This is a genomic window from Candidatus Woesearchaeota archaeon (assembly GCA_016180285.1).
GTDB lineage: Archaea > Nanobdellota > Nanobdellia > Woesearchaeales > JACPBO01 > JACPBO01.
Genome location: JACPBO010000047.1, coordinates 1 through 12639, shown reverse-complemented (window position 1 = coordinate 12639; position 12639 = coordinate 1). Strand labels below are relative to the sequence as shown.

The window sequence follows — 12639 nt, the reverse complement described above, 5'->3', positions numbered from 1 at the left end:
ACGAGCATTTCGGGGATATTGAGATTGAGCTGCTAAGGACGCAAAGGCAGGTGGATAAAGAGCTTGGGATGATATGTTGAGAGCAATAATATTTGATATGGATGGTGTTCTAATCAACACACCTAAGTTTGTATGGGCAACTCACAACAAACTACTTGCGAAATTTGATAAACATATTTCAGACTCAAAAATTTCCCAGTATCTCGGTAGAAGTTTAAAGGATCAAATTAATTTGTTTGAGAAAAATTTCAATATCACGATAGATAAAGAAGACTATATGAGTCAGTTTGAAGTTGAAATGCAACATAATCTTGAACATATAGAAAAGGATAATTCTTTATCTCAACTAATTAAAAATTTGAAAAAGAAATTCAAGTTAGCAGTAGCTACGTCAAGTTCAAAATCAAGGGCCGGGCATATTCTCAAGCATTTAGGCATAAATAATGATTTCGAAGTAATTATAACATCCGACGACGTTAAAAAACACAAACCTTTTCCGGATTTATTCTTGGAGGCAGCGAGACAACTAAAGTTGAAACCTGAAGAATGTTTAGTTGTTGAAGACGCAGCTAATGGAGTAGAAGCTGCAAAAAATGCAAATATGAAAGTTGTTGCTCTAAAAACTGAATTTCAATCAGAAGAAGAGCTTAAGAACGCAGATTTGATAGTTCACAAGTTGCCAGAAATCAGAGTCAAGAAATTAGAATTATCCTAGAATAGTGCCACCTCGCAACTCAAAATCACTTCATAATTTTGCCACACCCTGCTTGGCTTTCACTTCGTTTAGGACGCTTACAACGAGCATATACAATTCAAGGTACTCTGCTTAAGAAGGAGAAAAAAGGTACTCTGTTATCTTATTGTTAATTTTTCTAATCCAAGCATATGGTGGAATGCTATACTTCATTCTAGAATACAAAGGAAGTTCTTTTTTTGGAACATCACTATAACCCATTGCTGTAACTAAATCTAAGCCACCTCCAGCAATCAAAATAAAAGTGCCTGCAGTTGGGTATCCTTTTACGATAAGAGCAATCCCAGTTACTTCTAAAGCATTATAAGAAGCATTCCCTAATCCAAGCATAATTTTATCGACAAGATTTAACTTTTCCTTCATATCACGAAGGAATGTATTTTAACATATTTAAAATTATCTATTCTTGGCACTTTGAACTCGATAGGTGGAATCTCGTGTCAATAATCAATAAACTTATAAATAAACATATCTTCCTGCTTCCTGGTGGTTTAATTGGAAAAAGATGAAAAGCAGAAGGAACTGAAAGAGAAATACATGGAGCTCCAGATGACTAATGAGCAGTTTAAAAAGCTGCAGGAGCAGCTGCAGATGATAATGCAGCAGGGAATTGAGCTGAACAACACTATCGGCAATCTTGATGAGTTTAAAAAAATAGATAAAGGAAACGAGCTGTTTGTGCCTGTCACAGGAGGAGTCTTTGCAAAGGCAAAGCTGGTTGACAGCGAGAATGTGCTCGTCAATGTCGGCGCAGGGGTTGTGCTTAAAAAGCCAATAGATGATGTTAAAACATTATTAAGCGACCAATTAGAGCAGATGAATGCTGTTCAGCAGGAGATGCTGTCTAATCTGCAGATGGTCGGCGAAAGGGTGCAGCAGCTGGACAATGAGCTGCAAGAGCTGGTAAAAGAATCCAGAGAGTGAGCTTAATGTTTAAATTTCTAAAGGAAAAGCTGCAGAAGGCTGTTTCTATATTCAGCAAAAAGGCTGAAGAAGAGATTGAAGAAGAAGAGGAGATAAAAGAAAAGCCTGCTGAAGAAGAAATAAAAACTGAAGAAAAGCGCATTGAAAAAGAAGAAAAACAGGCTGAAAAAAAAGAGATAAAAGATGAATTAAACTCAGAAGAGAAAGCAGCTGAGGAAGAGGCAGCAGAAGAGCCGGAAAAGCCGAAATCTTTTTTTGAAAAAATAAAAGAAACCTTTGTTAAAAAGAAAGAAACTAAAGAAGAACCTGAAACCAAGCCAGAAGAAAAAGAGGAGATAAAAGAAAAGCCTGCTGAAGAAGAAACTGAAAAAACAGAAACAGCTGAAGAAGAGAAAGAGCGCAAAGAAATAAAAGAAGAGGCAAAAGCTGAAGAAAAAGAAATTGAAGAAGAGCCTGAGAAAAAAGGGTTTTTCAATAAAATATCCGAGGCAATAACAAAAAAGGCGATTTCTGAGGATAAATTTGACGAGCTGTTCTGGGATCTTGAGATTGTTTTACTGGAGAATAATGTTGCTGTTGAGGTTATAGAAAAAATAAAGAATGACATGAAAAAAGAGGTTGTTGAGAAGAAGATTGACAGGTTTAAGGTTGAGGAAATAATCAAAAAAACCCTTAAAAACAGCATTGAAGATTTGTTCAATGTGGAAAATATTGATTTGATTAAAAAAATAAGGGAGAAAAAAGAAAAGCCGTATGTTATAATATTTTTTGGAGTGAATGGCGCTGGCAAGACCACGCACCTGGCAAAGTTAATTGCTCTTCTTAAAAAGAATAATTTAAGCTGCATTGCTGCGGCATCTGATACTTTCAGAGTGGCGGCAATTGAGCAGCTTGAGAGGCACTGCGAAGCGCTTGATGTAAAAATGATAAAGCACGGCTATGGGGCGGATGCTGCTGCTGTTGCCTTTGATGCAATACAGCATGCAAGGGCAAACAAGAAAGATGCTGTGCTGATAGACACTGCAGGAAGGCAGCACAGCAATGAAAATTTAATGGAAGAGATGAAGAAGATTGTGAGGGTTACAAAGCCGGACCTCAAGATATTTGTCGGCGATTCTTTGACAGGAAATGATGCTGTTGAGCAGGCAAAGCAGTTTAATGAGTCAATAGGCATTGACGGAATAATACTGACAAAGGCCGATGTTGACGAGAAAGGAGGTGCTGCGATCTCAACAAGCTACGTAACAAAGAAGCCCATTATGTTCATTGGAGTTGGCCAGAAGTATGATGATCTGAAAGTGTTTGAGCCTGAGATGGTTGTTAGGGGATTGGGATTGGAGGGTTGATTTCAGAAAGATTTAAATATTAGTTCCTATTATGGGAACTATTATGAGAAGCAAAGAAGATCATGTGCTTGAATTGTTTTTTGAAAATCCGACTAAAGAGTGGCATTTTGAAGAAGTATTGGAAGATGCAAAGCTTGCGAGAAGCAAGGCAGGCAGGTGGCTTAAACAGTTTGCCAGAGAAGGGTTGATTAAACGGATAAAAGAAAGAGGCAAAATGCCGTATTACACAAGCAATTATGAATCTCCTGCTTACAAGAATAGGAAGAAGCTATTTGCTTTGAACAAACTTTATGACAGCGGCTTTTTGAATCATCTAATCTCATTAAGAAAAGCTAAAGCAGTAATTCTTTTTGGCAGCTTTGCACGTTCAGACTGGTATGAAAATAGCGATATAGATCTGTTTATTTATGGCGATCCGGAAGGCTTGAAAATAGCAAATTATGAAATGAAGCTTCACAGAAATGTACAACTATTTATCTGCCATAACCAGCAAGAACTGCATAAATTCGGAGTTGGATTGATCAGAAACATTATTAAAGGCAATCTTATTAAAGGCGATATGGACTTTGTGAAGGTGGGCATAAATGCCTGAGTATCTGACTCAAAAGGAAGCATTTTTGAAATGCAAGAAAGAAGGAAAATTTATTGCCACAGAAGAAGCGGGCATAGAGAAAATAAAAGCTACACTCATCATTGCAGAAGGGGATGTTGAAGCGGCAAATGCCATTAAGAAAAATCTTCCAAAACAAAGCAATCAATGGAACAGCGTTTACAAGCTATTCTATGATGCGCTGCATGAACTGGCTGAATCGTTTCTAAGATTTGAAAAGATAAAGATAGACAACCATCAATGCCTGTTTTCGTATTTATGCGAGAAGCATACTGAATTAGAGCTTAGCTGGGATTTCTTTGAAAAAGCCAGGACAAAAAGAAACGGAATAAATTATTACGGCACTCCAATAACATTTGAAGACTGGAAAGAAGTAGAGCTCCAGTTTGGCCTTTACGTAAATAAATTGAAAGAAGAGATCAAGAAAAAGATTGGCTCTTATAAAAAAGAAACAGAAGAATGATGAGTTATGATTATCTTATGAAGTTTGATCCTGAGATGGTGATAAGAGGGTTGGGATTGGAGGGTTGATTTCAGAAAATTGAATTATTATCTGTAAAGTATATTCTTCTGCTTTTTCTTCTCATTATAAGTATAGGGAACGTAAACCTTTTCTAAAGTGTAAGGATTTAATCCAGCATAATACATGCATGTTGAGACTGTCATTGGCGTTGGCGTGAATAATTGAACGCTTTCAGTATTTTTTAGTTTGCCTAATTTTAAGGCCAATATCTCAACTTCATCAAAAGTGCTTCCCGGATGGCCTGTCATGAAATAGTATTTTAAAGACTGATTTAAAGGCAGATTATATTTATCAAACATCTGCTTAAACTTATCAAAACTATTGTTTGACTTGTTCATGAGCTTAAGCACTTTTTCAGAAAAATGTTCCGGCGCTATTTTTAAGCATCCGCTTATGTGGTGCTGTGATAATTCTTTCACATATTCTTCGCTTTCAACAGCCAGATCATACCTTATTCCGGACCTTATGAATATCTTTTTTATCCCGGGTATTTTCCTGGCTTCTCTCATAAGATGAATGAGCCTTGAATGTGATTTATCTAAATTTTTACAGCTCATGCAAATGTTATTATCGCATTTCACACAATCCATGCCGTACATATTTGCAGAAGCCCCGCCAAAATCATCAATGTATCCCCTGAAATCCCTGTGTTTTGTAATTCTTTTCAATTCATCTAAAATTGATTTTTCGCTTCTTGAAACTATCCTGCTTCCCTGATGCAGGGAAATTGAGCAGAAATTGCAATCGCCTATGCAGCCGCGATGAGTTACAACACTGAACTGAGCCATCCTGAATTCCGGGAATTTTTTAGGGATATCCCTTGAATAGCCCAATCCATAAATATAATCCAGTTCCTGAGATGTATAATTGTGCGCCTTATGCTGCAGAACATATTTATCTGCTGTTTTTTGCGCAATATTCTTTTTTTGCGAAAACATCAGCTGCATCCTGCAGAAAACTTTTTTGTCTTTTGAGGCTTCTTCATGGGAGGGAATTATTTCAAAATCTTTTGGAGCATTATCTGAAACAATGCATGTGCTTTCTATATTTTCAATGCTTTTTCCCTGCTTTAGCCTATCTGCTATCTCAATTATCTGGTATTCCCCGCTCCCATAAACAAGGATATTTGCCCTCGAATCAAACAATATGCTCTTTCTCAGGCCATTATTCCAGTAGTCATAATGCGTAAATCTTCTCATAGAAGCTTCTATTCCTCCGATCACCAGAACAGAATCCTTAAACAACTGCTTCAGCTTATTGCAATATACAATTACAGCCCTGTCAGGGATGCCGGAATAATACGGGTGTTTTTTGTCTTCAGACCTTAATTTTTTCAAAGGGGTGTAATTAACCAGCATAGAATCAATTGAGCCGGAAGTAACTCCGAAAAATAATCTAGGCCTGCCGAATTTTAAGAAATCCTTGTCTGTTTTCCAATCCGGCTTTTCAATTACAGCCACAGAATAGCCTTTGTCTTTTAAAACTCTGACCAGGATGCCGGCAGCAGACAGAGGATGGTCTGCGTAATATTCCCCGCTTACCAGAACGACATCATATTGCTGCATATCCTGCATATTTAATTCGGCCATTATAAATGTTATGGTGGGGGAACAATTCAGCTGAGAAGCCTGATTTCAGAAAAGCTTATATAATAAAACATCGAAATTATACAAAAACAACATGGAGGTGTTGATTATGGCATTTGGAGCGCAAATTGTTATATCTGTGATATCGACAATCATAATGGTGCCAATAAGCGCATTATTGCTGATGCTGTCGACAAAGATTTTTAAATTAAAAGACACATCTTATGGAACGGCATTTATGGTGGCGTTGATTGTTGGAATTGTTGGGCTAATATTCAGCATAATTGGCTCTGTAAGCATAGCGTTGGCTATGATAATGGCCATAGTTTCTTTCATTGTAAGCATTATACTTGGCCTGTGGCTGATCAACGCAAAATACAAAATAGACTGGAGCAAAACTGCTTTAGTGTGGCTAATTTGGTTTGTATTAAGCATAATCGCAGCGTTCATCATAGGATTGATTGTAGCGGCAATAGCAGTTGCAATAGGAATTTCGATGATGGCGGGTGCAGGCTCGATTTAATTTTTATTTTTCTTTTTCTTCAAATTCTATTTTCCCATCCAAATAAATTCCCTTGCGCAGCTCTACAGGCCTCCAGCTGTCGATAACGAGCTCTGCATTGAGCCATTCTGCAAGCTCCTCAGGGTTGCCTATTGTTGCGGATAGGGCGATAAGCTGCACATTCTTCAGAATCTCCCTTAGGATTGTAAGCAGGATCTCCAAAGTCGGGCCTCTGCCCGGATCGTTCATCAAATGAACTTCATCAACAATAATGGTTTTGACATACTTAAGCCACGGCGTATGGTGCCTTATCAATGAATCCAGCTTTTCAGCAGTGCATATTATGAAGTCATAATCTATAAGGTAGGAGTCTGCAGAATCAATGTCGCCAATAGAGAGGGCTATTTTAATGAATTTGCCGTATTTGTTTGAGAATTCTTTGAATTTTTCATTTGCCAATGCCTTTAACGGAACAATGTAGATTGCTTTTCCCCTGCCTTCCATTATTGAGCTTATGGCAGCCAACTCTGCAACCAATGTTTTGCCGGATGCGGTTGGCGTGCAGACCAGAAGATTCTTTCCTTCAAGAAGGCCTTTGCTTATTGATTTTTCCTGGCAGGGCCTTAATTCCTTTATGCCTGACTGCTCCAGGGTGTTAAATAAGTCTTTGGGGATTTTGGATTTGATATCTGTTAGGTTCATAAGCATAGATAAAAATCAATGCATTATTAAACTTTCGCCTGCCATCTCTTTTGGCTTTTTCAATCCCATGATCTCGAGGATAGTTGGGGCAACATTCTTCTGGCCGCCATTTTTTAATTTTATCTTCTGCAGCTTTTCGTCTTTTGAAATAATTATGAAATTTATAGGGTTTGCAGAATGCGCCGGGCATGGTGTTCCGTCTTTGTAGAGCTTTTCCTCTGCAGAGCCGTGGTCTGCTGTCAAAACTGCAACATAACCATTTTCAAGCGCAGCATTTATGACTTTTCCCTGGCATTCATCAACCACTTCAACGCATTTTATTATTGCTTCTTTTACAGCAGAATGGCCGACCAAATCGCAGTTTGCAAAATTAATAACAACAGAATCGTATTTTTTGGATTTGATCTGCTTTACAGCCTCATCAGCAACTCCATAAGCGCTCATTTCCGGCTTCAGATCATATGATGGAACTTTTGGGCTCGGTATCATTATCCTTTCTTCGCCTTTATTCGGGACTTCAATCTGCGAATTGAAAAAAAAGGTTACGTGGCCGTATTTCTCGGTTTCTGCCAGCCTAAGCTGTTTTAAATTGTGCTGCGCTATAACATTCCCCAAGTTGTTTTTTATTTTTTCTTCGCTAAAAGCAAATGGGCAATTAAATGTTTTATCGTATATCGCCATTGTTGTAAAAAGAATTTTTGGCTGCGCTTTTCTCTCGAATTCTGAAAAGTTCTTAAAAATAAATGACTTTGTCAATTGTCTTGGCCTGTCTGTCCTGAAATTAAAGAATATTACAGAGTCTTTGTCTTTTATTATTCCGTTTTCGTCAATGACTGTAGGCTGCATGTAATAATCTGTTTTATCCCCTCTTTCGTAAGCATTATTAACAGCTTCTTCTGCATTTTTTGCCTTAATCCCTTTTCCTCCAGTAAGCATTTCATAGGCAAGCTTTGTCCTGTCCCAATTTGAATCCCGGTCCATTGCATAATACCTTCCAACAATTGTTGCTATTTTGCCAATGCCTGTTTCTTTTATCTTCTTTTCAATTTCCTTTGCGTATTTTAATGCGGATTTCTCAGGAACATCTCTGCCATCAGCGATAAAATGAATATAGACTTTGCTTAATTTGAATTTTTTTGCCATTTCCATTAATGCAAAAAGATGATCTGTGTGAGAATGAACGCCTTCATCAGAGCACATTCCTAAAAGATGCAGGCTGGAATTATTTTTCTTTGCAAATTCCACTGCATTGACCAAGACTTTGTTTTTAAAAAAACTTTTATTTTTTACAGACCTGTTTATTAATTCGTACATCTGCCATACAATCCTGCCTGCGCCAATATGGAGGTGGCCGACTTCTGAGTTGCCCTGCGATCCTTCCGGCAGGCCGACAGCATTTCCAGAAGCAAGGTTTATGCAATGCGGATATTTTTTAATGTAAAAATCAAAATTTGGCTTTTTGGCCATTTCAATGTAATTCCCCGGGCCTTTTGGAGCAATGCCCCAGCCATCTGCGATAATTAGGACAACGCGGTGTTTTGGGTTCATTTTTTATCAATATATATTCCTAAAATCCTTGCCGGCATACCTTGCCTTTCCATCAAGCTCTTCTTCTATTCTGATCAATTGATTGTATTTTGCCAATCTCTCGCTTCTTGCCGGCGCTCCGCATTTTATCTGGCCACCTCTGATGCCAACAACAAAATCTGCCAAAAATGAATCTTCGGTTTCGCCGCTTCTGTGGCTGCATACTGCTGTCCATTTTTTCCTATGGGCCATGTTTATTGCTTCCAGTGTTTCTGCAACTGTTCCGATTTGGTTAAGCTTTATTAAGACGGAATTTGCTGCTTTCTTTTCAATTGCTTCCTTTATTCTTTTTGGATTTGTGACGAGGAGATCATCTCCTGTGATTTGTATTTTATTTCCGAGCTTTTTTGTCATCTCAGCCCAGCCTTCCCAGTCATCCTCTGCCATGCAGTCCTCCCAGCTTACAACAGGATATGCACTGACAACATCAGCATAATAATCAACAAGCTCGCCTGAAGACATTTTTTTGCTGTCGATTGTATAAATGCCGTCTTTGCAGAATTCAGATGAAGCAGAATCAACTGCAAACTTTATTGTATTCTCGTCATAGCCGGCTGCTTTTATAGCTTCTGCCATTGCATCCAGCCTTTCCTGTATTGACCTGAACTGCGGCGGCGCAAATCCCCCTTCATCCCCTATCAATGTTCCGCTTGAGCCAAATTTATTTTTCAATATTTTCTTAAGATGCGCATAAACTTCAGCAGCCATTCTTATTGCTTCCCTGAAATTTTTCGCGCCAACAGGCATTATCATGTGCTCCTGAATGTCATTTTCCTGGCCAGCATGCTTTCCGCCATTTATTACATTAAGCTGCGGAACAGGCAGGATGTATTCTTTTACCTTTGCAAGTTTTGCAATATAAGCGTACAAAGGCATTTTTTTGCTCATTGCAGCTGCCTTGCACACCGCCATTGAAACTGCAAGCGTTGCATTTGCCCCGAGCTTTGATTTGTTTTCTGTTCCATCAAGCTCAAGCATTGCATTGTCAATATCTTTCTGCTTTGCTGCATCCATGCTGAGCAATTTTTTGGCAATGATTTCGTTAACATTAGAAACTGCCTTAAGCACGCCTTTGCCGAGGTATTTTGAATTGTCTCCATCGCGAAGCTCTAATGCCTCATAGCTTCCAGTTGATGCTCCTGACGGGACCATTGCCCTTGATGTGCCTTTTTTTGTTACAATATCAACTTCAACAGTCGGTGTTCCTCTTGAATCAAGAACTTCTCTTGCTTTTATTGACTTAATTTCATTTGCCATATTATCACCACTTTACTAAATTCAATTATCCGATATAATTAGTGTCCTTGAACTTGCTTTTAATGCCCTTTAAGCTTGTCTGCTTTATAGCTTCGCTTAAATTTTTTGTCCTCTGGAGCATTTCTTTCTCGAGCTCATCTATGTCTTTTTCAAGCTTTTTCAGATTAAGGCCGAGATTCAGCTTTTTATCAAGAACTTTCAGGAGTTCCTGGCTTTCCTTGATGCCGACGTGCATCGGATGGCCGAATGTTTCAGCAAGGAGAGTAACAGCATTTATGTTTCTTCTTTTGGCCATGCCTAGCAGAACGCCTGAAACGCCGATTATCGGGCCGACAGTGCCATAAATCTTATCTTCCACATCAACGCCTTCTTTGTATTTTTTGATAATTTCTTTTGAATTGCCTGTGCAATAGACTTTTGATTTTTTTGGGGCAGACTGCAGCCCAATCCCGCCAAGTGTTATTATCTCCTTCACATTGCTCTTTTCAATTATGTCGAGTATTTTATCGCAGAACTCAAAACATGCACCTTCGCTGACAGGCTGTATATCCCCGCCCAAAAGCAAAAGGTCTCTTCTTTTATCATTGAATTTTTTGTAATACAGGCCTATCTGGGGCAGCTCGACAAGATTGTCTTCATTCACAAAAACAGAATGGGGAAAACTGTAAGAAAAGAAATCATAGGCTTTTTTTGCCTTAAGGTCGTCTATCAGAAAATCCTCTGCTATTTTTCCGACATTGCCTATTCCGGGCATGCCTTCTATAAGAATAGGATTGTTAAGCTTCGGAATTGCTGCAATCTTTTTAACATCCCACATTTAAAGCAACCTTTTTTTCTCAAGCTCTTCTTTTTTAACAGCTCTTCTGTATTCCCCATACTTGTCTTCAGGAGAATATTTTGGCGGCCTTGCGCTTACAGCCTTGCCGCCGCAGCTGCAAACTTCTTTTAACGTGTATTTTCCGCATTCAGCGCATTTTAAAATGTGCGCGCTCATTTTATTCTGACGAATTCGCCTTCGCCGTTCTTTTTTCTTATAAATGAAGTAGCATTATCCATTGCCGTGTTAAGCAACTTCTCCGCTTCCTTGTAATCATCGGCATTTACATCGACAACGTACTTGCCGCCTCCCTTGTACCTTATTGTAAGCTTGTCAGATATCTTTGCGTTTTTCAGGGCATCTTTTACTATCTCGATCCCATTCGGCTGGTAGCTTTTCAGCATAAGCTCGCCGTTTATCACAACCTGCTGTTTTTTAATCCTTGATTTTACAAGATCTTCCAAAATTTTTGCAGTTTTTTTCTCTATGCCTAATTCCTCCAAGCCTGCTTTGCCTTCAACAATGTCATAAAAACAGGCGTATATGCGGGAATATTTTTTAAAGATGATGCCTGCAATAGAGTCATATAATTTTTTAACATCAGTATTCAGCTCTTTTGCAGCCTGCTCGATTATCTTTTCTGCCAGCTGCTCTTTTTTAACCTGGTCCAGCTTGTTTTTCTTCTGGGTTTCTGTGACTCTCCTCAGAGAAAGGTCAATGTGCCCTTTTTCCGAGTCAATTCTCAGAACCTTGCAGACAACTTTCTTGTCTTTCTTTACAAAATCGTAGATGTTCCTTATTCTTCCAGGAGCAACTTCTGAAATGTGAATCATGCCGATTCTTCCGTATTCATCTAAGCTGCAGAAAACAGAATGATACTGGATATCAGTCACAGTGCACAAAACAAGCTCATCCTCTTCGGGAAAGCCGGTTTTTTTGAAAAACATTACTCAAGCACCTCTAGAACGCGGCCTTTTACGCGCGTCTTGCCTCCGGTCGGCTCTATCAATGGCTTGCCGCAGACAAGGCAGTTGACAACAGATGTTGATTTTCCAAAGCAGATCTGCTCATTCTTGCATTTAGCGCACCTTATCTTTATGAATTTGCTTGTTGGCTCTTTTAGTTTCATGTTTTAAACCCCCTTGATGTTGAGAAGAGAAAAAAGAGAGCTATTTATATAGTTTTCGAACTTACTGCTTGAATTCCACTTTTTTGGCTCTTATTCCTTTCTTTTGGATGTGCTGTTTCTTGCAGACCTTGCATTCGTATCTCAGATCCGTCTTCTTTGTCTGCTTCTTGCCCGTCATCTTGAATTTTGTGACAGCTGGCTTTGAATAACGGCCAAGATTTCCATGGCCCCTTGCCTGGCCTCTTTTTCTGGCCCTGTACTTGGATCCATAGGACATTGAAGAGGGGCTTCTTTTCTTGCCGAAGATTATAGTGTGCTCTGTATGCTTTTTGCAGTAAGGGCAGTAACGCTTTGTTGTTTTTGGCAGCTTCATGGCTTTGAGAAATAGCGGATTATTTAAAAGACTTTTGTTTTTTCAACCGGAATGCTTCCACAGCAGCTCAAACCATTTTCTGAAAGCAAGGGCAATGTCCTTGTTGTTTATCATGAATCCTGTTGGGTATTTCTCCTTCCACAAAACAATGGCAACTTTATCTCCGAATATATTCACAACTCCATTTGAATCATATCCTTTTGGCAGGACTTTTCCTTCAAAAAATTGCCTTTTTGCAATATGCTCTTCATGCTCTTTAACATCCTGCTTGTCGTATAATAGGATAAATTTCATTTTTTTCTTGATCCTTTCCCTTTCAAAATTTGGAATGAAATATGGCAGTTCTGTAAAGATTAAGCCTTTTGCTCCCAGAACATAAACATTTTTTCCTTCCCTGAGCATTTCTGAATGTATTGTTTTTAATCCTTCCTTGCCTTTATAGACTGAAGCATTTATTTCTTCTTTTTTCATTCCCTCTAAGCGTTTTAGTTCTGGTAGAATCTGGCTTATTGCCTCTTTCTTTTCATCA

Annotated in this window: 17 protein-coding genes; 6 read left to right on the top strand and 11 right to left on the bottom strand. The window is 38.7% G+C overall.

Annotated elements, in window-relative coordinates; all coding sequences use genetic code 11:
• The first annotated feature begins 73 nt into the window (after positions 1-73).
• Positions 74-715: an HAD family phosphatase gene (locus HYU07_07890; protein MBI2130119.1), complete on the top strand. Its 642-nt coding sequence runs from the start codon at positions 74-76 to the stop codon at positions 713-715.
• Between the two features lie 111 nt (positions 716-826).
• Here the strand turns inward: HYU07_07890 and HYU07_07885 are convergent, their stop codons facing one another.
• A complete protein-coding gene (locus HYU07_07885) occupies positions 827-1117 on the bottom strand; it encodes a hypothetical protein (GenBank protein MBI2130118.1) in 291 nt (96 codons plus the stop codon).
• Between the two features lie 132 nt (positions 1118-1249).
• On the opposite strand from HYU07_07885, the gene pfdA reads away from it, so the two are divergent.
• The 4 genes from pfdA (at position 1250) to HYU07_07865 (ending at position 4097) form a co-directional block, all read left to right on the top strand.
• On the top strand, positions 1250-1678 hold the full coding sequence (gene pfdA / locus HYU07_07880) for a prefoldin subunit alpha (protein ID MBI2130117.1): 429 nt from the start codon (positions 1250-1252) through the stop codon (positions 1676-1678).
• 5 nt (positions 1679-1683) lie between these two features.
• Positions 1684-3024, top strand: coding sequence for a signal recognition particle-docking protein FtsY (ftsY, locus tag HYU07_07875; protein ID MBI2130116.1), 1341 nt, complete (start codon positions 1684-1686; stop codon positions 3022-3024).
• A 214-nt stretch (positions 3025-3238) separates the two neighbouring features.
• Positions 3239-3616, top strand: a complete 378-nt coding sequence (locus HYU07_07870) for a nucleotidyltransferase domain-containing protein (GenBank protein ID MBI2130115.1) — start codon at positions 3239-3241, stop codon at positions 3614-3616.
• Positions 3609-4097, top strand: coding sequence for a hypothetical protein (locus HYU07_07865; protein ID MBI2130114.1), 489 nt, complete (start codon positions 3609-3611; stop codon positions 4095-4097). Before HYU07_07870 ends, HYU07_07865 begins: the two co-directional genes overlap by 8 nt.
• An 86-nt stretch (positions 4098-4183) precedes the next feature.
• Here the strand turns inward: HYU07_07865 and HYU07_07860 are convergent, their stop codons facing one another.
• Positions 4184-5722, bottom strand: a complete 1539-nt coding sequence (locus HYU07_07860) for a YgiQ family radical SAM protein (GenBank protein MBI2130113.1) — start codon at positions 5720-5722, stop codon at positions 4184-4186.
• Between the two features lie 130 nt (positions 5723-5852).
• On the opposite strand from HYU07_07860, the gene HYU07_07855 reads away from it, so the two are divergent.
• Positions 5853-6266: a hypothetical protein gene (locus HYU07_07855; protein ID MBI2130112.1), complete on the top strand. Its 414-nt coding sequence runs from the start codon at positions 5853-5855 to the stop codon at positions 6264-6266.
• 3 nt (positions 6267-6269) lie between these two features.
• Here the strand turns inward: HYU07_07855 and HYU07_07850 are convergent, their stop codons facing one another.
• The 9 genes from HYU07_07850 to HYU07_07810 all read right to left on the bottom strand — a co-directional run.
• Positions 6270-6947, bottom strand: a complete 678-nt coding sequence (locus HYU07_07850; protein ID MBI2130111.1) for a DEAD/DEAH box helicase — start codon at positions 6945-6947, stop codon at positions 6270-6272.
• A 15-nt stretch (positions 6948-6962) separates the two neighbouring features.
• Entirely contained in the window at positions 6963-8495 is a 1533-nt protein-coding gene (locus tag HYU07_07845; GenBank protein MBI2130110.1) for a 2,3-bisphosphoglycerate-independent phosphoglycerate mutase, read from the bottom strand.
• 6 nt (positions 8496-8501) lie between these two features.
• A complete protein-coding gene (gene eno / locus HYU07_07840) occupies positions 8502-9791 on the bottom strand; it encodes a phosphopyruvate hydratase (GenBank protein MBI2130109.1) in 1290 nt (429 codons plus the stop codon).
• Between the two features lie 25 nt (positions 9792-9816).
• On the bottom strand, positions 9817-10608 hold the full coding sequence (locus tag HYU07_07835) for a PAC2 family protein (GenBank protein ID MBI2130108.1): 792 nt from the start codon (positions 10606-10608) through the stop codon (positions 9817-9819).
• A complete protein-coding gene (locus HYU07_07830; protein MBI2130107.1) occupies positions 10609-10785 on the bottom strand; it encodes an RNA-protein complex protein Nop10 in 177 nt (58 codons plus the stop codon).
• On the bottom strand, positions 10782-11555 hold the full coding sequence (locus HYU07_07825) for a S1 RNA-binding domain-containing protein (protein MBI2130106.1): 774 nt from the start codon (positions 11553-11555) through the stop codon (positions 10782-10784). The genes HYU07_07830 and HYU07_07825 overlap by 4 nt, the downstream gene beginning before the upstream one ends.
• Positions 11555-11737 carry a 30S ribosomal protein S27e gene (locus HYU07_07820; GenBank protein ID MBI2130105.1) on the bottom strand — a complete coding sequence of 61 codons (183 nt, stop codon included), beginning with the start codon at positions 11735-11737 and terminating at the stop codon, positions 11555-11557. Before HYU07_07820 ends, HYU07_07825 begins: the two co-directional genes overlap by 1 nt.
• 61 nt (positions 11738-11798) lie before the next feature.
• Positions 11799-12110, bottom strand: coding sequence for a 50S ribosomal protein L44e (locus HYU07_07815; protein MBI2130104.1), 312 nt, complete (start codon positions 12108-12110; stop codon positions 11799-11801).
• Between the two features lie 42 nt (positions 12111-12152).
• Positions 12153-12639: hypothetical protein (locus HYU07_07810; protein MBI2130103.1), on the bottom strand; the 487-nt coding region annotated here is incomplete at its 5' end.

Coding starts and splice junctions, on each gene's coding strand:
- HYU07_07890 (MBI2130119.1), top strand. CDS start 74: ATGTTGAGAGCAATAATATTTGATATGGATGGTGTTCTAATCAACACA.
- HYU07_07885 (MBI2130118.1), bottom strand. CDS start 1,117: ATGAAGGAAAAGTTAAATCTTGTCGATAAAATTATGCTTGGATTAGGG.
- ftsY (MBI2130116.1), top strand. CDS start 1,684: ATGTTTAAATTTCTAAAGGAAAAGCTGCAGAAGGCTGTTTCTATATTC.
- HYU07_07870 (MBI2130115.1), top strand. CDS start 3,239: ATGCCGTATTACACAAGCAATTATGAATCTCCTGCTTACAAGAATAGG.
- HYU07_07865 (MBI2130114.1), top strand. CDS start 3,609: ATGCCTGAGTATCTGACTCAAAAGGAAGCATTTTTGAAATGCAAGAAA.
- HYU07_07860 (MBI2130113.1), bottom strand. CDS start 5,722: ATGCAGCAATATGATGTCGTTCTGGTAAGCGGGGAATATTACGCAGAC.
- HYU07_07855 (MBI2130112.1), top strand. CDS start 5,853: ATGGCATTTGGAGCGCAAATTGTTATATCTGTGATATCGACAATCATA.
- HYU07_07850 (MBI2130111.1), bottom strand. CDS start 6,947: ATGAACCTAACAGATATCAAATCCAAAATCCCCAAAGACTTATTTAAC.
- HYU07_07845 (MBI2130110.1), bottom strand. CDS start 8,495: ATGAACCCAAAACACCGCGTTGTCCTAATTATCGCAGATGGCTGGGGC.
- eno (MBI2130109.1), bottom strand. CDS start 9,791: ATGGCAAATGAAATTAAGTCAATAAAAGCAAGAGAAGTTCTTGATTCA.
- HYU07_07835 (MBI2130108.1), bottom strand. CDS start 10,608: ATGTGGGATGTTAAAAAGATTGCAGCAATTCCGAAGCTTAACAATCCT.
- HYU07_07830 (MBI2130107.1), bottom strand. CDS start 10,785: ATGAGCGCGCACATTTTAAAATGCGCTGAATGCGGAAAATACACGTTA.
- HYU07_07825 (MBI2130106.1), bottom strand. CDS start 11,555: ATGTTTTTCAAAAAAACCGGCTTTCCCGAAGAGGATGAGCTTGTTTTG.
- HYU07_07820 (MBI2130105.1), bottom strand. CDS start 11,737: ATGAAACTAAAAGAGCCAACAAGCAAATTCATAAAGATAAGGTGCGCT.
- HYU07_07815 (MBI2130104.1), bottom strand. CDS start 12,110: ATGAAGCTGCCAAAAACAACAAAGCGTTACTGCCCTTACTGCAAAAAG.